The 21946-nt window shown below is 60.0% G+C and carries 18 protein-coding genes; 6 read left to right on the top strand and 12 right to left on the bottom strand.

Annotated elements, in window-relative coordinates:
- Positions 1-211 precede the first annotated feature (211 nt).
- Complete coding sequence (locus GRI91_RS04495; RefSeq protein WP_160735451.1) at positions 212-646, top strand: hypothetical protein; 435 nt, start codon at positions 212-214, stop codon at positions 644-646.
- 179 nt (positions 647-825) lie between these two features.
- On the opposite strand, the gene bioB is transcribed toward GRI91_RS04495, so the two are convergent.
- The 3 genes from bioB to GRI91_RS04480 form a co-directional block, all read right to left on the bottom strand.
- Entirely contained in the window at positions 826-1860 is a 1035-nt protein-coding gene (gene bioB, locus GRI91_RS04490; RefSeq protein ID WP_237437666.1) for a biotin synthase BioB, read from the bottom strand.
- Positions 1860-3140, bottom strand: a complete 1281-nt coding sequence (locus tag GRI91_RS04485; RefSeq protein ID WP_160735450.1) for an O-acetylhomoserine aminocarboxypropyltransferase — start codon at positions 3138-3140, stop codon at positions 1860-1862. The genes bioB and GRI91_RS04485 overlap by 1 nt, the downstream gene beginning before the upstream one ends.
- Before the next feature lie 264 nt (positions 3141-3404).
- On the bottom strand, positions 3405-5876 hold the full coding sequence (locus GRI91_RS04480; protein ID WP_160735449.1) for a membrane-bound PQQ-dependent dehydrogenase, glucose/quinate/shikimate family: 2472 nt from the start codon (positions 5874-5876) through the stop codon (positions 3405-3407).
- 243 nt (positions 5877-6119) lie between these two features.
- Here GRI91_RS04480 and GRI91_RS04475 point away from each other — a divergent pair, with 243 nt between their 5' ends.
- From GRI91_RS04475 to GRI91_RS04465, 3 genes are read left to right on the top strand one after another with little or no spacing between them, the layout of a single operon-like run.
- Positions 6120-7157, top strand: coding sequence for an amidohydrolase family protein (locus GRI91_RS04475; protein WP_237437665.1), 1038 nt, complete (start codon positions 6120-6122; stop codon positions 7155-7157).
- Positions 7158-7171: 14 nt separating this feature from the next.
- On the top strand, positions 7172-8113 hold the full coding sequence (locus tag GRI91_RS04470; protein ID WP_160735448.1) for an alpha/beta hydrolase: 942 nt from the start codon (positions 7172-7174) through the stop codon (positions 8111-8113).
- Positions 8114-8143: 30 nt separating this feature from the next.
- Entirely contained in the window at positions 8144-8617 is a 474-nt protein-coding gene (locus GRI91_RS04465; RefSeq protein WP_419866824.1) for a GNAT family N-acetyltransferase, read from the top strand.
- Between the two features lie 13 nt (positions 8618-8630).
- On the opposite strand, the gene acs is transcribed toward GRI91_RS04465, so the two are convergent.
- Both acs and GRI91_RS04455 read right to left on the bottom strand, forming a co-directional pair.
- Complete coding sequence (acs, locus tag GRI91_RS04460; RefSeq protein WP_160735447.1) at positions 8631-10571, bottom strand: acetate--CoA ligase; 1941 nt, start codon at positions 10569-10571, stop codon at positions 8631-8633.
- A 96-nt stretch (positions 10572-10667) separates the two neighbouring features.
- Entirely contained in the window at positions 10668-11102 is a 435-nt protein-coding gene (locus GRI91_RS04455) for a MarR family winged helix-turn-helix transcriptional regulator (protein ID WP_237437664.1), read from the bottom strand.
- A gap of 91 nt (positions 11103-11193) precedes the next feature.
- Here GRI91_RS04455 and GRI91_RS04450 point away from each other — a divergent pair, with 91 nt between their 5' ends.
- Both GRI91_RS04450 and GRI91_RS04445 read left to right on the top strand, forming a co-directional pair.
- Positions 11194-12054, top strand: coding sequence for a p-hydroxycinnamoyl CoA hydratase/lyase (locus GRI91_RS04450; protein ID WP_160735446.1), 861 nt, complete (start codon positions 11194-11196; stop codon positions 12052-12054).
- A 124-nt stretch (positions 12055-12178) separates the two neighbouring features.
- Positions 12179-14305: an acetate--CoA ligase family protein gene (locus tag GRI91_RS04445; protein WP_160735445.1), complete on the top strand. Its 2127-nt coding sequence runs from the start codon at positions 12179-12181 to the stop codon at positions 14303-14305.
- 139 nt (positions 14306-14444) lie between these two features.
- On the opposite strand, the gene GRI91_RS04440 is transcribed toward GRI91_RS04445, so the two are convergent.
- From GRI91_RS04440 to tsaD, 7 genes are all read right to left on the bottom strand, one after another.
- Complete coding sequence (locus GRI91_RS04440) at positions 14445-14843, bottom strand: response regulator (RefSeq protein WP_237437663.1); 399 nt, start codon at positions 14841-14843, stop codon at positions 14445-14447.
- A 100-nt stretch (positions 14844-14943) separates the two neighbouring features.
- On the bottom strand, positions 14944-15636 hold the full coding sequence (locus GRI91_RS04435) for a hypothetical protein (protein ID WP_160735444.1): 693 nt from the start codon (positions 15634-15636) through the stop codon (positions 14944-14946).
- A 178-nt stretch (positions 15637-15814) separates the two neighbouring features.
- On the bottom strand, positions 15815-16561 hold the full coding sequence (locus GRI91_RS04430) for an OmpA family protein (protein WP_160735443.1): 747 nt from the start codon (positions 16559-16561) through the stop codon (positions 15815-15817).
- Positions 16562-16601: 40 nt separating this feature from the next.
- Positions 16602-18260 (bottom strand): vWA domain-containing protein, encoded by a 1659-nt coding sequence (locus tag GRI91_RS04425; protein ID WP_160735442.1) that lies wholly within the window; start codon positions 18258-18260, stop codon positions 16602-16604.
- Positions 18261-18391: 131 nt separating this feature from the next.
- Complete coding sequence (locus GRI91_RS04420) at positions 18392-19912, bottom strand: lipopolysaccharide biosynthesis protein (RefSeq protein ID WP_202385462.1); 1521 nt, start codon at positions 19910-19912, stop codon at positions 18392-18394.
- On the bottom strand, positions 19909-20904 hold the full coding sequence (locus GRI91_RS04415; RefSeq protein ID WP_160735441.1) for an NAD(P)H-dependent glycerol-3-phosphate dehydrogenase: 996 nt from the start codon (positions 20902-20904) through the stop codon (positions 19909-19911). Before GRI91_RS04415 ends, GRI91_RS04420 begins: the two co-directional genes overlap by 4 nt.
- Complete coding sequence (gene tsaD, locus GRI91_RS04410; protein ID WP_160735440.1) at positions 20901-21935, bottom strand: tRNA (adenosine(37)-N6)-threonylcarbamoyltransferase complex transferase subunit TsaD; 1035 nt, start codon at positions 21933-21935, stop codon at positions 20901-20903. The genes GRI91_RS04415 and tsaD overlap by 4 nt, the downstream gene beginning before the upstream one ends.
- Positions 21936-21946 lie beyond the last annotated feature (11 nt).

The raw sequence follows: 21946 nt of genomic DNA, 5'->3' as shown, positions 1-21946 counted from the left end.
AAATTGTCGTCAGGAACATGCATATGCGCGCACCATATGATGTCTCGCCTTTTAGGGTTCCGAGGGAATTTTCCGGGTTGGGCGGAAAAGAGGAACGCAAAAACAATCAGATAATCCGGTCCCGGCGATTTTACCCATAGATTCGCCAACATTCACTTGCGAATGATAATTACTCGCATTAAGGTTGTTTTCGAAGCAAGGGAGCAGATCAATGTATAATTATCTCGATCGCGAAATTGCGGCCCTGAATGCCGGAGGCAGGCTGCTTGTCTGTGTGATGCGTGAATGGGTCAATGCGGCCCAGCAGCATCGCTGCCCGGTCGGCGCGGTCAATTCTGCATTTCATGAATTGGGTGTGGCTGAAGCCGCTATGCCTTTCCACCGGATCATGGCCATGCTCGCCGTGCATGGGTCGCGGCAGCTCGGTTTTGCGCCGCCTTGTGGCGGACGGATCGCGGAAGGGGAGGCGATCATTCTGTCCTTCATCGCGCAACAGGCAGATGACCACGCCGGGCAGAACGCTCAATTGTTTGAAGCGCTGGTTGGTGCTGAGCGGGCACCCGCCATGCAGGAAATGACCAAGCATCTGGGCATGTTGCTGATTGATCAGGGGCTGCTGCCCGCGGAGCCCGCCTATCAACAATAGAGGTCACTGAATGGCCTTGCCATTGGCGGCGGGCGGTTATGCATAGGGGCCGGATGCGCAAATTTGGGATGCCTCCCTGTATTATCGACCCAAAGCCAGTCGGTGCGATCCGATGATGGTGGTTAGCACTCCTCCGTCACACGCGCTTCCATCATCGGATCGCCCGGCATAATCTCTCTTTATTCGGCGGCTTCGCAGACGTCTGCTTTCACCGCACGAAGCGGTTCCTCGCCCGTCATGGGACGCAGACCCAGTCGGGCGAATAACGCCGCGTCACTGTCATCACCGGCATTGGGTGCGGTGAGCAATTGCTCGCCAGTGAAGATCGAATTGGCCCCGGCCATAAAGCACAGAGCCTGCGTGCTGTCGCTCATGCTTTCGCGGCCCGCGGAGAGGCGCACCATGGATAAAGGCATGGTGATCCGCGCCACCGCCACCGTGCGAACGAATTCGATGTCATCAATCTTGGCCAGCGGCGTATCGGCCAGCATATCACCCAGCGGCGTGCCTTTGACCGGTACCAGTGCATTGACCGGGACACTTTCAGGATGCTGCGGCAATGTCGCCAGCGTATGGATGAAGCTGGCGCGATCCTCCCGGCTTTCACCCATGCCGACAATTCCGCCGGAGCAGACATTGATGCCGGCACCGCGCACATTGTCCAGCGTCTCCAGACGGTCATCCAGCGTGCGAGTGGTGATCACATCTTCATAACGCTCCGGCGCGGTGTCGATATTATGGTTGTAATAATCTAGCCCCGCCTCCTTCAGCTGCGCAGCCTGATCGGGCGTCAACATGCCCAGTGTCATGCAGGTTTCCATCCCCATGGCCCGGACACCTTCCACGATCTGGACGATCTTGGGCATGTCACGTGCCTTGGGGTTGCGCCAGGCGGCCCCCATGCAGAAACGCTGGCTGCCCTGATCGCGGGCCTGCGCCGCACGCTGGAGCACTTCGCGTACATCCATCAGCTTGGTGGCTTTGACACCGCTATCCGCATGGACGCTCTGCGAACAATATCCGCAATCCTCCGGACAACCACCGGTCTTTATCGACAGCAGCGTGCAGAGCTGCACCTCATCCGCCGCGTGGCGCGCCCGGTGAACGGAGGCCGCACGAAAGAGCAATTCGGTAAAAGGCAGATCGAACAATGCGGCTATTTCCGCGCGCGTCCAGTCAGAACGCGGCGCGGCTATGTCCATATTATCCGGCATCAGATTGCATCCAGGGCCTGCGCCATATCGGCAATGATATCGTCAATGTGTTCGATCCCGACCGAGATGCGGACCACGTCCGGACCGGCACCGGCCTGCACCAGTGCATCGCCCTCAAGCTGGCTATGGGTGGTGGAGGCGGGGTGGATGATCAGCGAACGCGTATCGCCAATATTGGCAAGATGGCTGAACAGTTTGGTTTCCGACACCAGCTTCACCCCTTCATCATAGCCGCCCTTCAGGCCGAAGGTGAACACGGCGCCGCCCTTGCCGCCGAGATAGCGCTGGGCCAGCGCGTGATAGGGGCTGTCGGGCAGCCCGGCATAGGACACCCAATCGACCTTGGGATGGGCCTTCAGCCATTCGGCGAGCTTTTGTGCATTGGCGCAATGCCGTTCCATCCTGAGGTGCAGCGTTTCCATTCCGGTGAGCGCCAGAAATGCGTTCATCGGCGACAGTGTCGGCCCCAGATCGCGCAGGCCCAATGCGCGGGCCGCAAGGATGAAGGCCAGATTGCCAAAGGCTTCGGTAAAGACCTTGCCGTGATAGGACGGGTTGGGCTGGGTGAGATAGGGGAACTTGTCCGATGCCGCCCAGTCAAAACGGCCACTGTCAACCAATACGCCGGCAATCGCATTGCCATGGCCATTCAGGAATTTGGTTGCGGAATGCACCACCAGATCGGCGCCATGATCAATCGGACGGCACAGCATCGGGGTGGCCATGGTGTTATCGACGATCAGCGGCACCCCGGCCTCATGCGCAACCTTGGCGATGGCTGCGATATCCTGCACCACGCCGCCCGGATTGGCGAGGCTTTCGATAAAGACAGCGCGGGTTTTATCTGTGATCGCGGCTGCGACATTGGCGGCGTCATCCGCATCCACAAAGTTGGTGTGCCAACCCATCTTGGAAAATGAAGCGCCCAGCTGATTGAGCGAGCCGCCATAAAGCCGCTTCGCGGCCACGATTTCGCAGCCCGGTTCCATCAGTGTGTGAAAGGCCAGCAATTGTGCCGCATGGCCCGATGCCGTTGCCAGCGCTGCCGCGCCGCCTTCGAGCGCCGCAATCTTGTCTTCCAACACGGCATTGGTGGGGTTGGTCAGCCGTGAATAGATATTGCCAACCGCATCAAGGTTGAACAGATCGGCCGCGTGCTGGCTGTCATCAAAGACATAGGATGCGGTCTGATAGATCGGAGTGATCCGGGCGTTGGTGGCAGGATCGGGCGCGGTGCCGGCATGGACGGCTTGCGTTTCGGGCTTCAGCTGATCGGACATTCTTGCTCCTGCACTTGGCGTTTTTGTGTTTCAACTGCGTCTATAGAAGCGGGGGGCGGAGCTGTCAGCATTGATGCGATGAAACTGGCTTTGCGCCGCACAGACTGCGTTGCGCATCTCTGCCACTTCCCTGACGCATCCGTGTCTGGCGCATGAGTCGCAGGTGATGGCCGAAATGCTTCTGGCTGTCGTTCGATAATCAGCGAAAAGGCCGCACCCCATCATGGGATGCGGCCTCTTTCCGTGGTTTCCTGTGGTCGCTTATCAGGCTGATGTGCCCGGCAGCGCATAGGCGATGATCGCATCGCTTACCGGGGTCTGCATGAAGTGGTGGCCACCTGGCACGATCAGCACATATTGCTTGCCGTTGACGGCATAGGTCATGACATTGGCCTGTCCCCCGCCGGGCAGCGCATCGGTCCAGAGCGTCTTGCCGCTCTTCAGGTCGATCGCGCGGATCAGGTCATCGGTCGCCGCGGCGATGAAGACGAGTCCGCCGGCTGTCACCACAGACCCGCCATTATTGGGCGTGCCGATCTGGAAGGGCAGGTGCATGGCGATGCCCCAGGGGCCATTCTTGCGGGCAGTGCCCAGTGGCCGGTCCCAGATGGTTTCGCCGGTTTTCATGTCGATTGCCTGAATGCCGCCATAGGGGGGCTCCTTGCACAACAATCCGGTCAGCGGCAGGCGCCAGCCCGCATTCACATCGATGGCATAGGGTACGCCTTCCTGCGGGTCGCCAGCCCCTTCAGCATGGCCGCCGCCCTGATTACCCTTCGGACCACGCGGTTCCCAGCCGAGCTTGTTGGCCTTCGCCCGGGGCACGAGCTTATTGTAATTCGGCATGTCATTGTAATTGGCCACGATCACGCCGCGCACGGGGTCGATCGCTACCGATCCCCAGTCCGACCCGCCATTATAGCCCGGATATTCCACCGAATGCTGGTCTGCTGAAGGTGGCGTGAAACCACCGCGATAATCGGCCTTGGCGAACTGGATGCGGCAGAGCATCTGGTCGACCGGGCTAATCCCCCACATATCGCGCGATGTCAGTTGCGGTTTGCGCAGATTGTGGAAGCCGGAGACGGGCTGATACGGTGCGCGCTCGGGAGGTTCCACGCCTCCGCCGGGGGCTTTCACTTCCTTGATGCCCGTCAGAGGCTTGCCGGTGCGCCGGTCGAGCACATAGAGGTCGCCGCGCTTTGAAGGCAGGATTACTGCGGGAATGTCGCCCGGCAGGTTCACCAGCGTTACCTGACTGCCGAGATCGTAATCCCACACATCCTTGCGTACGGTCTGGAACTTCCATTCCGGGTGACCGGTATCGGCATTGAGAGCGACGAGTGAGGATGAATATTCATTCTCCTCGGGGCTGCGATCCGAACTGTAATAGTCGGAAGAGGAATTGCCGAGCGGGATATAGACCATGCCCAGAGCATCATCGCCGGACGGGCTGGTCCACATATTTGGGGTCCCGCGGGTATAGGTCTTGCCCGCTTCCGGCATACCATATTCGCCGGGCCGGCCAAGATCCCAGGCCCAGGCGAATTTCCCGGTGGTGGCATCGAATGCCTGGATCACGCCGGATGGTGCATCATTCATCTGGCCGTCCATCACCTGATGACCGGTGACGATATTGCCATGGACGATCACCGGCGGGGCGGTGATGGCCGCCATGCCGGGATAGACGCGGCCCATTCCCCGCTTGATATCCACCTCGCCATTATTGCCGAAATCGGCGCATGGTTTGCCGGTGTCGGCATCCACTTCGATCAGCCTGCCATCCAGTGTGCCCCAGAGAATGCGCGCTGCGCAGACGCCGTCGCTCTGTTCGGTGTCATTGTCCTCTTCGAGTGCGGCAGTCTGGAAGCCGCTGTTCGTGCGGGTGTGATGTGTACCTGCCTCGCCATCGGAAGAGGCACCCTTGCGGTAATAGACGACACCGCGGCAGGATGCGGAATAGGGTATCGCGTCGGTGGAGACTTTCGGATCGTAGCGCCAGATTTCCTTGCCGGTCGTGGCATCGAGCGCCACCACCTGATCCATCGCCGTGCAGCTATAGAGACGATTACCGATCTTCAGCGGAGTATTCTCCACCGCATATTCGCCTTTGCCCGCGCCTTGGGGGAGATCGCCCGTATGCGAGACCCATGCGCGCTGCAGCTTGTCCACATTTGCAGGCGTGATCTGGTTGAGGGTCGAGTAACGCTGACCAGCCTGGGTGCCGCCCCATGATGTCCAGTCATCACCGCTTGCCTGTGTCAGATCGCCATAGGGACCGGTCGGCAGATCGCGCTTCAGCCACGGCGCCTGCGATGAGGATACGCCCCAGAGCGAGAGGGCAAGAAATGCGAGGCTGACCACCGCACCACCGATTGCCAAAGGCCAGGACGTGGTGCGTTTGCCGAGCAGGGGAGAGATGAGCGCAACCAGTGCCAGCAGAATCGCGGGACCGACCAATCGCGGTATCAAGGCCCAGGGATTGCTGCCGCTTTCCCAAAAGGCCCAGATTGCCGTCAGTGCAAACACCGCGACATAGAGCCACGCGCCCAGCTTATGCCCTCGGAAGAGCAGCAGGCCGGATACCAACAGGCCCACACCGGCAAGCAGATAATAAAACGATCCGCCCAGCATGGCCAGATAGATGCCGCCAGCCGCGAGTATCAGACCCAGAAGTCCGAATATGGCACCGACGATCCGGGCGGTTATTGAGGGAGAGGGAAGCGCAGTTTCCATGGCATGATCCAGACAGTAGCGTTTGATTTGCTTGACTATTATTAACCATGTCCAGTTCCCGGATTTTTCTTGATTTGTTCGTTTGACAGATTTGCCGCTGAGGCGGTGAAAGCTGTCAACGGAATATTATATGTAGAGTGAAAAATTCTCCCGTTTTCTTACGCGACCGGCTTCTATTCTTGGGTTGCCAAGACGCGCCGCCTGTGGAACGTGATTGATCAATAAAACAAATGGGAGATGATAATGGCGAAAATGCGCAAGATCGCGACCGAGGAAGCTTGGTCAATTCCGGAAGTAGCTGCGGAATTGAAGAAGGTGGCGAATAGTCCGACTCAGGCACTCGACAAGCTGCTGGTGAAAGGCATTTACGACGCGCAACCCGGGGCCGATGGCTATGATGCGATGGATTTCCTAGGCGGCCTGCTGGATGTTCAGGATAAGCGTCTTAGCCAGATGGATGAGCTCGGCGTGGATATGCACCTCCTCTCGCTCACTGCGCCCGGCGTGCAGATGTTCGATGCTGATACGGCCACCGATCTCGCCGCGCTGGCCAATGACCGGATGGCGGAAATCTGCCACAACAATCCCACGCGCTTTGCCGGGCTTGCCAGCTTTGCGCCGCATTCGCCCAAGCGCGCGGCGAAGGAAATCGACCGCGCGATGAGCGAATTGAAGCTCAACGGGCTGATCGTGAACAGCCACACCTATGGCGAATATTTCGACGATCCCAAATTCTGGCCGATCCTTGAGGCGGCAGAAGCGCACGATGCCTGCATCTATATCCATCCGCGCGGAGCCTCCGACACGTTGAAAGGTCCGTTGCAGGATTACGGCATGGACAGTGCGATGTGGGGTTATGGCGTGGAAGTCGGCACCCATGCGGTGCGGATGATGGCGGGCGGCGTGTTCGATGCCTTCCCCAATCTCAAGATCTGCATCGGCCATATGGGTGAGGCGGTGCCGTTCTGGATCTGGCGGATCAATTTCATGAATAGCCGTGCCCAGAGCGCCAATCGCGCGAAAAAGACCGAGCGCAGCATGGAGGAATATTTCAAGGACAATTTCGTCTTCACTACCAGCGGCGTGGAAGACGATCTGGCGCTGCGCTATTCGATCGACCGGATGGGAATCGACAATGTCCTGTGGGCCATCGACTATCCCTATCAGCCAATGAAGCCGGCGGTGGACTGGATGGATCAGGCGCCCGTAACCGAGGAAGAACGCCACGCGCTCTATCACGGAAATGCCGAACGCATCTTCCACATCAAGCCGCTCGATTGAGAGGGTAGTAATTCATGACGAGCCGTCATCTGGTCGATCCGGAAATTCAGCCCATGCTGGAGATGCCGGATAATGCGTTGACGGCGGAAAGCCTGCCGGAGCTGCGCGCCAATCCGATGTTTTCGGGAGCGGATCTCCCACCGCCGCCATATCCGATTGAGGAGGCTTTTGCTCCGAGGCCGGATGGCGGCAGTGTGCGGCTGCTGGTGATGAACCCTCCATCGGAGGGTTCCCTGCGTCCGGCAATTCTGCACATTCACGGCGGCGGCATGGTGGTGGGGACGGCCGATGCGGCGGTCCCGGACAAGGCGCCGCTGGCGGCTGCGCTCGATTGCGTGGTGGTATCGGTCGATTACCGGCTTGCCCCGGAAACCCCGTTCCCCGGCCCGCAGGACGATTGCTTTGCTGCGTTGCAATGGATGGTGGCGCAGGCCGATAACCTGGGCATTGATGCCGATCGGATCGTGGTGCTGGGGGAAAGTGCAGGGGGCGGTCTCGCCGCGGCGCTGGCGCAGATGGTGCGGGATCGGCAGGGGCCGGCACTGGCAGGGCAGGTGCTGATCTATCCGATGCTCGACCACCGTGTGGGCGGTGACAGCGATCCCTGGCGCAATCGCCATACGGGTGAATTCATCTGGACGCGGGCAAAGAACCAGTTCGGATGGGAGGCTCTGCGCGGTGATTATCAACCCGATGACGCGCGCAAGGGGTGGTTCTCGCCCGCGCTGGCGGAGGATCTGTCGAGTGTCGCCCCAACCTTTCTGGCGACCGGCGCGCTCGATCTGTTTCTGGATGAAGACCTCGATTATGGGCGGCGGCTCGTGGACGCCGGGGTGCCGCTGGAAATGCATGTCTATGCGGGCGCGATCCATGGCTTCCAGATGGTGCCCGATACGCAGCTGGCGGATCAGGCGGCGACTGATTTGAAACGAGGACTTGCCCGGTTGATGCGCTGAGGGCATCCATCCGGCTGAACAGAAAGCCGGATGGGTACGATGATTACGATTTGCGAAGATGATTTAAGCGGCGATGCTGTGCGCGATCTGTTGCGGCTGCATATGGCCGCGATGGAGGGTAATTCGCCCGCAGGATCGGTCTTCGCGCTGGACCTTTCTGGCCTTCAGGCTCGGGAGATTACGGTCTGGACCGCCTGGGAAGGAGACCGAATTGCAGGGATCGGCGCGCTGAAAGAGCATTCTGGCGAATTGGGCGAAATCAAGTCCATGCGCACCCATCCGGATTTTCTCCGGCGTGGGGTCGCCGCTGCATTGCTTGACCACATTATCGATCAGGTGCGGGCAAGGGGGCTTGCGCGGCTCGCACTCGAAACCGGATCGGGCGATGCGTTCGAACCGGCGCTGGCGCTTTATCGCAGGCGCGGTTTCACCCCTTGCGAGGCCTTTGGTGATTACACCGCCTCAGCCTTCAACCAGTTTTTCGAATACCGGCTGAGCGACTGAGGCGGCATAGTCTTTACACGTCCGGACGCCCGGCGATCAGCTGATCGACCACTTCGGGATCTGCCAGCGTGGAGGTGTCACCCAGGCTGGACGTGTCGTTTTCGGCGATCTTGCGCAGGATGCGGCGCATGATCTTGCCCGACCGTGTCTTGGGCAGGGCAGGCGCGAACTGGATCACTTCGGGGCTGGCGATGGGTCCGATTTCATGCCGTACCAGCTTGATCAGTTCCTTGCGCAGTGTGTCGTCACCCTCCACCCCGGCGATGGTGGTGACATAGCAATAAATGCCCTGTCCCTTCACCTCATGCGGCATGGCAACCACGGCGGCTTCGGACACATGTTCATGCAGCACCAGCGCGCTTTCCACCTCGGCGGTGCCCATGCGGTGGCCTGACACATTGATCACATCGTCCATCCGTCCGGTGATCCAGTAATAGCCATCCTCGTCACGGCGGCAGCCATCGCTGGTGAAATAGGTTCCCTTGAACGCGCTGAAATAGGTGTCGAAGAAACGATCGGCGTCGCCATAGATGCCGCGCATCTGACCCGGCCAGCTATCGGTGATGACGAGGCCGCCCTCGCACGCGCCCTCCAGCACGGTGCCTTCTGCATCGCGGATCTGCAGCTTGACGCCGAACATGGGCTTGGACGCGCTGCCGGGTTTCAGCGCATGGGCGCCGGGCAACGGGGTGATCATATGGCCGCCGGTTTCGGTCTGCCACCATGTGTCCGCGATCGGGCACTGGCCGTTGCCGACCTTGTGATAATACCATTCCCACGCTTCGGGATTGATCGGTTCGCCCACACTGCCGAGCACGCGCAGACTCGCGCGGCTGGTGCTCTCCAGCCATTGATCGCCCTCACGCATCAGTGCGCGCAAAGCGGTGGGGGCGGTGTAGAGCGTGCTGACCTTATATTTGTCGACGATCTGCCAGAAGCGGGAAAAGTCCGGATAGTTGGGCACGCCTTCAAACATCACATTGGTCGCGCCATTCGCAAACGGACCATAGACGATATAGGAATGGCCAGTGATCCAGCCGATATCGGCGGCACACCAATAGACATCGCCCGCCCGGTAATCGAAACTGTATTGATGGGTCATCGAGGTCCAAACGGCATAGCCGCCGGTGGTATGAAGTACGCCTTTCGGTTTGCCGGTGGAGCCAGAGGTATAAAGAATGAACAGCGGATCTTCCGCATTCATTTCTTCCGGCTCGCACTCGGCGGGCTGGTTGTTCACCGCTTCGGCCCAGTCAATGTCGCGGCCCTGCTTCATCGGCACATCCGCACCGGTGTGGCGCAGCATGATCACCCGGCTGACATGGGCGTGATGGTCCAGCGCCTCATCAACATTGGCTTTCAGCGGGATGGTCTTGCCGCCGCGTTTTCCTTCATCGGCGGTGATGACGATATCGCTGTCGCAATCCTCGATCCGGTTGCCCAGCGCTTCGGGAGAAAAACCGGCGAAGATCACCGAATGCACCGCGCCGATCCGGGCGCAGGCGAGCATGGCAACCGCGGCTTCGGGAACCATCGGCAGATAGATCGTGACCCGGTCGCCCTTCTTCACGCCATTGGCCTTCAGCGCATTGGCAAAGCGGCAGGTTTCTTCATAGAGATCGCGATAGGTGAGAGTGCGGGCCTCATCCGCCGGATTATCCGGTTCCCAATATATGGCCGGCTGGTCGCCGCGCGCAGCCAGATGGCGGTCGAGGCAATTGGCGGACAGGTTCAGCGTGCCATCGGAAAACCAGTTGATACGAAAATCGGCCTGGTCGAAACTGGTGTCCTTCACCTCGGTAAAGGGTTTGATCCAATCGATCCGCTGCGCTTCCTCGCGCCAGAATGCGTCCGGATCATCAATCGACCGCCGATATTTCTCTTCGTAGGTTCCGGCATCTAGCAGGGCATTTTCCGCCCACTTATCTGACACCGGATAGACTTTGTTTGTCATATCCTGCTCCCAAAAAGCGTATTTACCGACGTAAGGGCGCAGGCCGGGAAAATCCAGCGGAGAGGCAGGAAAAACGTGTAAACCGACCGCTGACGTCTATTGCCACAGGGCGTTCAGCGCAGGCAGCAGATGCGCCCGGTGTTCCTCCGGAACGCGGGCGAGCAATTCGTGCTCGAATGTTTCGATGGTGTGCCGCGCCGCGGTGACGCGCTCTCGGCCCGTGGTGGTAAGCTCCAACCCCTGAGATTTGCCATCGATGGGAGCGCGATCGATCAGCCCGGCATCTTCCAGCCGTTTGAGAAGTGGCACCATATTGGCGCGCTGAATATCCAGCTGGCGGGCTAGCGCGCTGCCCGTTACGCCGGGATTGCTTTCAATCAGCATCATGGCCGAGGCGTCTACCTGCCGCAGGTCCAGCGTGCCCAGACGTGCGCTCAGTTCGGCACTCGTCGCATTCGCCGCACGGCGAAGCGAGTAGCCGGGGAAATCAGGCAGGGGATCGCGCAAAGTATCAACCATAGATTGCAGCATAGGAAAATTGATTGCCTGCCACAATCGCGAATGTTATCGCTGATAACAATAAGTCATAACAATTTTTGATTCGCACTAAAGGAGAGCTCTCATGGCAATGCCATCCAAACCCGATCCCCGTCCGCAAGAAGAAACCGTCAAATATGAAGTGACGGACGGTGTCGCATGGGTTTATTTCAATCGCCCCGACAAGCGCAATTGCATGAGCCCCAAGCTCAATCGCCAGATGAAGATCGTTCTGGAAGAGCTGGAGTTTCGTGACGATGTGAAGGTTCTGGTCCTGACGGGTGAAGGTTCGTCCTGGACCGCCGGCATGGATCTGCTCGAATATTTCCGCATGACCGAAGCGGAAGGCCTGGGCGCCATCCGCAAGAGCCAGCGCGAAAGCTACGGCTGGTTCGAACGTCTGCGCTGGTATGAAAAGCCGACCGTCGCCATGATCAATGGCTGGTGCTTCGGTGGTGGCTATGGCCCGCTGTTCGGCTGTGATATCGCGATTGCTTCGGAAGATGCCAAATTCGGCCTGTCCGAAATCAACTGGGGCATCCTGCCCGGTGGCGGCGCTTCCAAGGTTGCACAGGAACTCATGCCTTTCCGCAAGGCTATGTATCACGCCATGATGGGTGAAAACCTCACCGGCAAGCAGGCTGAAGAACAGGGCCTGGTGACCGAATGCGTACCGGCTGAAAAGCTGAAGGAACGCGTGCAGGAAATCTGCGATGCGCTGAAGAAGAAGGATGGTCACGCTCTTCGCGCCACGAAGTGGACGATGCGCCGTATGGTCGACATGACCTATGATAACGGTCTGGATTATCAGATCCGCGCGCAGGAAGCTCTGCACAGCTTCGGCGGTAAGGAAGCTCGTCTGGAAGCCACCAGCCAGTTCCTTGACAAGAAAGAGTTCAAGCCTGGTCTCAGCACTTTCGATACGTCGAAAGTCAGCAAGGACTGAACTTTTGTTGACTTTATCCGCGCGGGTGCTTGCCCGCGCGGATCGGTGCTTATAGAGGCAGTTTCAGGATTTTGACGCCCCGAGGTCGAAAACCCCGGGGCTTCGTGGGATGGAGATCGGATGCATGAGCGGCACGCGCTTTACGAATGAACAGATAGACCGGCTGTTGCGCCCCAAATCGGTGGCGGTTGTCGGGGCTTCGGATCGCAAGGGCGCGCTTGGCGCAACCCTGCTCAACAATCTGGTTCAGTATGAATTTGATGGCGATATCTATCCCGTCAATCCCAAGCGGGAAGAGATTCAGGGCCTGAAATGCTACAAATCGGCTGATGACCTGCCTGAAGGCGTCGATTGTGCTGTGCTCGCCATTCCGCGCCCCTTCGTGCTCGATACGGTGCGCTCGCTGGCTGAACGCGGCTGCGGCGCGGTGGTAATCTATTCCGCCGGCTTCTCCGAAGCGGGCGAAGAAGGCATGAAGGAACAGCTTGAACTGGGCGAAATCGCTCAGAAATACGGCATGGTCATTGAAGGGCCGAATTGCCTCGGCTGCACCAATTATATTCAGCGCGTTCCGCTGAGCTTTGTCGAAACCAATATGAAAACCCCGCCCAAGGGCACGCGTGCAGTTGGCATTGCGTCGCAATCGGGCGCCATTGCCGCGGTGCTGGCCACCGTTCTGCACCCGCGCGAATGCTACGTGAGCCATTCGGTTTCGACCGGCAATGAAGCGGGCAGCGGCGTTGAAGATTACGTCGAATGGCTGGTTGATGACGAAGATACGCATGTCATCGCCATGTATGTGGAAACGCTGCGCCGTCCGCAGGCCTTCATCCGTGCCGCACGCCGTGCACGTGAAGCGGGCAAGCCGATTGTCATGCTGCACCCCGGCAAATCCAACAAGGCGCAGGAAAGTGCGGCGACGCATACCGGTGCCATGGCCGGTGACTACCAGCTGATGAAGTCCAAATTGTCCCGCGAAGGCGTGATTTTTGCCGAAACGCTGGAAGAACTGGGCGACATCACCACGATCGCTCTGACGTGTCCGAGTCTGCCTGGCGCGGGCATGGCTGTTCTGGGTGAAAGCGGCGCCTTGCGCGGTCTGGCATTCGATCTGGCTGAGGAAATCGGTCTGGATCTGCTGGAACTGAGTGATGAAGACAGCCCTGCCTTGCGGGCTGCGCTGCCGGAATTCGTGCCCGTTTCGAACCCGCTCGACATTACGGCAGTCGGTCTGTCGGAACCTGAAATCTACACCAAGTCGCTGACGGCTCTGCTCGAAGATGACCGCGTGGGCTCCGTGGTCGCCTCGATCATTCAGTCCGACCCGATCACCTCGGAAATCAAATTCCCGGCGATCATGAAGGTGCTCGAAGATGGCAGCTTTACCAAGCCGCTCGTCTTTGCTGGCGTCGATGAAGGCGCGCGGGTGCCGCAGGAATATGTTGATGGTCTGCGCAAGGTCGGCATTCCCTGGTTCCCGAGCACCGAACGTGCCTATCGCGCGATTTCGCGGCTGTCGGATCTTTCCAAGCGCGATCTGAGCGACCGTTCGGCCGAGCCGATTGCAGTGCCGGGCCTTGATCAGGTCAATGGCGTGGTGCCCGAATATAAGGCCAAGGAATTGCTGAAGCCGCTGGGCATCGCATTCCCCGAGAGCAAGTTCGCCGCTACGGCTGACGATGCGGCAGCGGCTGCAGACAGCATCGGCTATCCGGTGGTGATGAAGGCGCAGGCTGCTGATCTTGGTCACAAGAGCGATGCGGGCGGTGTTCTGCTGAACCTCAAAACCGCGGATGACGTCCGCAGCGCGTTTGAGCAGATCTTCAAAAATGTCGCTGCCTATAATGCGGCGATCGAACTTGACGGTGTGTTGATCGAAGCCATGGGCAAGATGGGCACCGAAATGATCGTCGGGGCCAAGAATGATCCGCAATGGGGCCCGGTTGTTCTGGCCGGTTTTGGCGGGGTTACGGCTGAAATCCTGAAGGACGTAAAGCTCTTCACGCCGGATCTGGATGCCAAGCAGGTTGAAGAGGGTCTGCTGGATCTGAAGCAGGCTGCCATTTTGAAGGGCTATCGCGGCGCCCCTGCGCTCGATACCGCGGCGCTTGCCGATCTGATCGTGCAGGTCGGGCGTGTGATGGCCGGCAATCCGGCGATCCGCGAGATCGATCTTAACCCGGTTATCATCCATCCCAAGGGCGGCGGTGTAGTCGCACTGGATGCCTTGATGCTGGTTGATCAGGGCTGATTACATATCTGCGATGCGCCTCCGGCAGTGACCCGGGGGCGCATCATCTATTGCTGTTCTGGCGCTAAAAACAACGCTGAACAAACAAAAGGGCGCCCGGTCAGGGGCGCCCTTTTTGCTGCGTGATAGGATGCAGGGCCTATCGTGCTGACTGGGCCGATTCTTTCACCCGCTCATTCAAAATCGTCACCAACTGTCCGGGCGGGCAGGGTTTGGAACAGGCCACTGCCTCCGGATAGCGTTCGCGAAGATCCGCTGGCTCGACATGGCCGGAATGGAAAATGATCGGGATGCCTGCATCCGTCAGCGCGTCGGCGAGAGGATACACGTCACCATCCGCCGTGCGTATATCCAGAATAGCGCAATCGGGCATTCCGCGATCAATCGCAATGAAAGCGTGTTCGGTATCCGCATAGGGACCATCCAGCTGAAAGCCGAGGTCCTTGACCGTTTCAGACAGGTCTAGAGCGATGATAAATTCATCCTCCACAACCAGTACAGTCGGCCGGTCTTTCATTGTATCAGCGTGCGACGTCATAATCCTTTCCTCCGCCGTTAGACGGGTGGTTTCACAGCAGAAATGGTTGAGAAACAGATTAGGTTCCCGGCCAGATGCTGTCACACCGCGCCAAGCCTGGTCAGACTTTGCCGAATTTGCTTTCAAATGCGGCTTTGTCGTCGCTGGCGAGCAAGCGCGCCTGTTCAGGCCAATTGTCGCGGCGAATGCGGCCCTGAAAGCGTCCAAGCTGAGCATCCACGCGGTCGATTTCCGCATCATCCCAAGCGGCAATCTGGGCAAAGCTGGTGATGCCCATGGCCTGCAACTGCTGCTCCAGCTTGGGGCCGACGCCCTTGATCCGGGTTAACACATCGCCGCTGTCCCCTTCGGTGGGGGCAGTTGCTGCCGCTGGAGCAGGGGCCGGCGATGAAGCAGGCGCCTCCTCCGGCGCGGGGGATGCGGGCGTTGCAGAAGCCGCGACGGAGGGCTCGGTTTCGGCGGCGGCAAGCGGGTCGGGTGTCGCTGCGGAAGTGACAGGCGCGGTGTCTGGGGAGGTCTCTTCCTTGGCCGCCGAGCGGGATTCAACACCGCCGCCCGCCGCAGAAACAGACGCAGACTGACCGGGTTTCGCTGTTGGAGCGATGGAGGCTGCTGGCGGCGCATCGATCAAAGCCTGATTGCGGCGTGCCGGCTTATTCAGATCCGTGTCCGGCGTGTCTTCGGATTGAATCGTGGTTTTGCGCGATGCGGCAAAGATCCACCATGCCACTGCAATTCCGATCACCAGAGCGATCAGGAACAAAATCCAATTCGCCTGCACCAGTTCAATCATGCGCGTTCCTTTCCACTTCGCCGTTCACACGTCCCCAGATGGCCCAGCCGATGCCAATGCCGATGCCATAGGCAACCAACAGTAAAACTACCAATTCAAGCCAGATCGGCATGATGTCTCTCCATCTGAATGCAGGAGGCCTAACGGCTGCGCCGGGCTGTGTCCATCGCGTGACGGATTAGCGGGGGCCGGGCGTGTCGACGGGCGTCGGGCTGATCGGTTGTGTGGCAACCACCGAAAAATCGATCCGGCGATTTGCAGGATCGCCGGGGGGAAGATCGTCCATTGGTTCGCTTGAGCCGAGCCCTTCGGCGCGCAGGCCGTCCGATGGAATGCCGCGCTTGATCAGTTCATCGCGCACAGCATTGGCGCGTTTGCGCGACAGGCGCAGATTGGCATCCTCCGGGCCGGAGCTGTCCGTATGCCCGGTGATGCCGATTATACTGCCAAGGCAGGGGCGCAGGGCAGCCGCCACTTCATCAATTAAGGTGGCGCTGGTGCGATCAATCCGGGCGGAGGATTCCTCAAACCGAATCGTGCGCGCATCCAGCAAGGCTTCGACATCATCCTGACAATGGCGTGGATGCATTGCCGCCTCGCTGACATTTTCGGCCAGTGCATTGCCATCTGACCAGCGAATACCTCCGATGCCCGGCAACGCAGCCACAGTCTTGGCAATCCGGTCGCGCGTGGCCTGATTCACGCCTTCACCACCCGTCAGCAGCGGATGGCGACTGGGCGAGCCACCTGATGACCGGAAAATAGCCTTAACCGGCGTTTTGTCATCCATCTGGGCCAGCGCCTTTTGGGCTTCGGCAGACAGTGCCCGCGTCAAAGCGGGGCCGTTTATGCGTGCCCCGGCCAGTGCCAGCAGGATGACGGCAAGAGCGCCGAGTGCGAGGGCGAGGTAGGGATTACGCAGCATGGATGGTCCATAGCGCGCAATCCCCCCCAAGGTCGATAGATCAGTTTGCGCTTTGGCTATCGGCCAGCTTCACCAGACGGGTAAATTCCTGCCGCCAGTAATCGGTCTGCGGACCGGCGAGCTTTATCGCATCGTCATAATCGAAGCTGCCCAGCAGCGTGTCCCCGCGCAGCAATTGACCATAGGCGGCCACCGCGCTGACGAAGGCCATGTCACCGCGTGCTGGCCCGGCAGAAGCCATGGCGGACGTCGGCACCACCCGTTCGATCAGCCGCGATGTATCGCCATCGGGCAGCTTGTAGCGCAATTTGACGAAAGCCAGCTCACCCGGCTTTGCGGAGGTGATCGTCTTGTCCTTGTCGTAACGGCGCGGGGCGATCCAGCCCTTCACGTCAGCCGGCACGATTTCATACAGGGCGGTTACCTGATGGCCTGCGCCGATATCACCGGCATCGACCTTGTCATTGTCGAAATCCTCCTCTCTCAAGGCGCGGTTTTCATATCCGATCAGGCGATACTGGCTGACAATGGCAGGATTGAATTCGACCTGGATCTTTACGTCTTTGGCAATGGTGAACAGCGTGGACTGCATTTCGTCGGAGAGCACTTTTTCAGCCTCCATCGCGCTGTCGATATAGGCGTAATTGCCGTTTCCGTGATCGGCGACCTGTTCCATCATGGCTTCATTGTAATTGCCGCCGCCGAAACCGAGCGTCGACAGGGTTATGCCACTGTCGCGCTTCTGCTCGATCAATTCGATCAGCGCATCCTGATCGCGGAGGCCGACATTGAAATCTCCATCCGTGGCGAGGATGACACGATTGACGCCGCCTTCGATGCGGTTCGCCTCAGCGGTCGCATAGGCCAGATTGATCCCCGCACCGCCAGCAGTCGACCCACCCGCCTGAAGCGCATCCAGCGCGGCGCGGATCTTGGCTTTGTCGCTGGTAGGTTCCAGTACCAGCCCAGCCGCGCCAGCATAAACCACGATGGACACACGATCCTGAGGTGACAGACCGTCCGCCAGCTTTCGCATCGCGGCTTTCACCAGGGGCAGCTTGTCGGCCGAATTCATCGATCCTGAAACGTCGAGCAGGAATACCAGATTGGCGGCGGGGCGCTCTGCACGCGGCAGATCATATCCGCGCAGCCCAATGCGCAGCAGCCTTGTATCGGGGTTCCACGGCGTGCGGGCCATGTCCGTGCTGACGGTGAAGGGGACGGAGCGATCCTGCGGTGCGGGATAATCGTAGCGGAAATAATTGATCAGTTCTTCGGTCCGTACGGCATCCTTGGGCGGCATCTGGCCCTGCTGCAGGAAGCGGCGCGTATTGGCGTAGGCCCCCGTATCGACGTCGACGGAAAAGGTGGAAACCGGTTCCGACTGCGTCAGATGGACGGGGGAGACTTCCTTGCCATCATATCGTTCACGCAGAACGGGTTGCATTGGCATTGGAGGCGCTGGCATGACCTGCAGCTGCGCCATGGCAGCGCTGTTTCGGACGGCCATCTGCGGCGCTGCGGATTCGGAGCGTGTTGGGAGAGGGGCGGGCGGAGCAGGTGGTGGCACCACTCCAACAGTTTGTATTGCATCCTGTTGCGAGCCGCCAATATCGGTAGCCGTTTTGTCACTCGTGCTGGCACAGGACGCCAGCGTCAGTGCCATTGAAGCCGTCACCATGCCCATCGAAATTTTCATAAAGCCCGCTCCCATTCGTCTTTAAGACTGTGAGCACAGACCTCGCAAATTGGCGTGAATAGCGACTGAACGTGTCTTTCGTACGGTGGATAGCTGAGCAGCAGCGCGTTACGGCCTAGCACCGGAGCGGTTTATGTTTCAGCTTCGACCTTCTTGCGAAACAACACGCGGTCTTCAGGTCCGAAGCCCTTTTTCCATATCACGAAGCCATAGGTCAGCAGGATGGCGGGGATGCCGAACAGCAATTCCGCCCATTCGGGCAAATGCGTCGCCAGCCAGCCAACCAATGCGGCAGGTATTGCGGCATAGACAAGCGCCCAGCGCCAGTTATTCACCCGCTGATCGAGAATTCGGGACAGCATCCAGGCCTTGATCAGCGATGCGATACCCAGCGCGAGCATCAGCGAGAAGGCAGCACCGCCAGCGCGGTAGAGCTGATTGAAATCATACAAATCGATCAGTAGCATCACACCGACTGTCAGTACGGCCTGCAGCGCGATCGTGCCGAGCGAGACCCACAAATTGCGCATCCGTGCGACATAGACCAGTGCAGCTTCGGAAACGACGGCGGTGGCCGCGACCACTTCTGCCGCCAGCAGGAAAGCCAGCGCGCCCGTACCGCCGACGAAGTTGGGGCCGACCAGACCCATCACACCTTCGCCAGGAATACCCAGTGCCAGCGCAATACCGGCCTGCGCGGCGGTGATCCAGAAGCCGACCTGACATACCTGCTTGGCGATCGCGGCATAATCCTTGTCTTTCAACGCACGGGTGATCACCGGGCCAAGGATCGGCTCGAAACTGGTTTTCAGTTTCTGCGGCAGGCTGGCCACCTGCTGGGCGACATAATAGACGCCGACGGCGGTGGGGGAGGCGAAAATGCCAAGCAGGCCGATGTCCAGCCGCCGCGTGCCCCATTCCACCGCATCGGCGGCGGCCAGCGGCAGATTGGCGATTGCCAGACGCCCGATCCGGCCGGGATGCGGAATCCAGCCGCGTGGCAGGCCATAGGCGCGAACGAGGGGAATAAAGGCGGTCAGGGCAGCGGCGAAGATCGAAACGATATAGGCGACTGCCAGCCCGCTCTTGGGCACCAGAAAGAACGCGATCCCGGCCATGATCGAAATGGCCCATGGTTCAACCACGGAGCGGGCTTTCACCGTGGAGCCAATATCATAACGATAGGCGAGGGCGGCCAGCGACACATCGGTCAGTGCAAAGGGAATGATCGTCAGCGGCAGCAGCAGGTCGATGCTCGTATATTGCCCGCTGGGGAACATCGGTTCCGGGAAGACCAACAGCAGCGCGGTCAGCGCCGCACCGGTCATCATGCTGAGCACCATGCCGTCGGCCACGATATGCGCATCAGGCTGCTCCGCGCGGGACAATTGCTGGGCGAGCCCGCGCTTTTGCCCCAGCGTGGCCAGCTGGCTGGTCAATTCGATAATGACCAGCGCCGATGCAAAACGGCCCAGCGATTCCGCACCATAAAGCCGTCCGGCAATGAACAGGAAGGGCAGCCGCGCAGCGAGCCGCAGCAGGAAACCGAGGAAATTGGTTCGCCCACCCTTGGCCAGCGCGGCAATATCGCCAGAGCCATCCTCCCGCGCTGGATCGGACGCAGGGGATTTGTTGCTTTGTCCGTCGCTCAAGCGTCCGGGCCTTCTGCTTTGAGCGGGCGGGCCAGCAAAGTGGCGCCGATCATGGCGGCATCATCACCATCCAGCAACGCGCACACCGCCTCCGTAATCGGCATGGCAATTCCCTTTTTCCGCGCCAGATCGCGCAGTACCGGCGCGGTATAAGCCCCTTCGGCGACAGTGCGCCGGTCGGCCAGCAGGCTGTCTGCGGATTGTCCCTGACCCAGCGCCTTGCCCAAAGAGAAGTTGCGGCTGGCCGTGGAGGAACATGTCAGCACCAGATCGCCCATGCCGCAGAGACCGGCCAGCGTATCCCGCTCTGCGCCTAAAGCTTCACCAATCCGCATCATTTCAGCGTAGCCGCGCGCGATCAGGGCCGCGCCAGCATTCTGACCTAACGCCAAGCCGTCCACCACGCCGCACGCAATGGCGAGCACATTCTTGACCGAACCCCCGATTTCCGCACCGGTGAGGTCAGCGGAATAATAAGGCCTGAAATTTGTGCGCGCGATCAGCGGCGACAGCCGGTCCCACTGTTCCTCCCCGCCGCCGCAAGCCAGTGTGACTGCCGTGGGCAGCCCCCGGGCGACCTCATGCGCGAATGTGGGGCCGGAGAGCACGGCGATTTCGCTGCCCCTAGCGATGTCACGCGCGACCTCGTTCATCATCCGGTGGGTGCCCGCTTCAATGCCTTTCGAACACAGGATCAGATCGCGCGGCGCATAGGCGAGCTGGGTCAACACGCTGCCCAAGGCCTGGGCCGGGGTCACCATCAGCAAAGTGTCACAGCCGCGCATATCGTCAAGATCGGCCGTCGCCCGGATGGTGGGAGCCAGCGCAACCGATGGGAGGTAATCTTCATTTGCATGAGCGACATTGATGTTTTCGGCCAGATCGCCGCTGCGTGCCCAAAGCGTGACATCGCGCCCATCGGAGGCGAGCATCTGTGCCAGCGCGGTGCCCCAGGCTCCTGCACCAATCACTCCGATATCCGACGTCTTCATGCCTTCACTCCGGCTCCGCGAACAGGTTCGGCATCCGGGTCCAGCGGCCAGCGTGGCCGGGCCGAGATATCCAGCGGGTCGCTATAGCCTGCTTCGAAGCGTTCGACACCGGCCCATGCGATCATGGCGCCATTATCGGTGCACAATGCCATCGGCGGCGCGGTAAAGGGCAGACCATATTCATCAGCCAGCTGCTCCAGTGCCGCGCGGATCACGGAGTTGGCCGCGACGCCACCAGCCACCACCAGCGCGGTAATCTCGCTCATCTGGCGCAGCGCGATCCGCAGCCGGTCGATAAGGCAATCCACTGCTGCCTGCTGAAAACTGGCGGCAATATCGGCGGCCTCATACTGGCCGCTCTGATGCGCACGCAAAACCGCGCTTTTCAGCCCGGCGAAGGAGAAATGCGGCTCCGCACTGCCAAGCAGCGGACGGGGCAGTTTGACCGCCTTCGGGTCGCCTTCCAGCGCCAGCTGTTCCACTTTCGGGCCGCCGGGATAGCCCAGGCCGAGAATCTTGGCGGTCTTGTCAAAGGCCTCGCCCAGCGCATCGTCAATCGTGGTGGCAAGGCGGCGATATTGGCCGACTCCATCGACGCGCAAGATCTGGCAGTGACCACCGGAGACCAGCAGCAGACCATAGGGGAATTGCAGGGATTCATCCGCCAGACGCGGGCTGAGCGCATGGCCTTCCAGATGGTTGACGGCGATCAGCGGCTTGCCACTGGCCATGGCGAGCGCTTTTGCCGAGACGAGGCCCACCATTACCCCGCCGATCAGCCCCGGCCCGGCGGTGGCTGCAATGGCATCGACATCGGCGAGTGTAACGCCCGAATCGGCCAGCGTGGCCTCGATCAAAGGGGCCAGTTTCTCGGCATGTGCGCGTGCGGCAATCTCCGGCACCACCCCGCCAAAGGGCGCGTGGGCTTCCTCCTGCGAGGCGATATGCTGCGCCAGAATACGCCGTTCACTCGTCACCAATGCGGCGGCGGTTTCGTCGCAACTGCTTTCTATGCCCAAAATCAGCGTCATGGCGGGTTTCA

It is taken from the genome of Altericroceibacterium endophyticum (assembly GCF_009827595.1).
In the GTDB taxonomy this organism is placed as follows: Bacteria; Pseudomonadota; Alphaproteobacteria; order Sphingomonadales; family Sphingomonadaceae; genus Altericroceibacterium; species Altericroceibacterium endophyticum.
The sequence above is the reverse complement of the archived record's forward strand: the minus strand, read 5'-3'. Positions and strand labels throughout refer to the sequence as shown.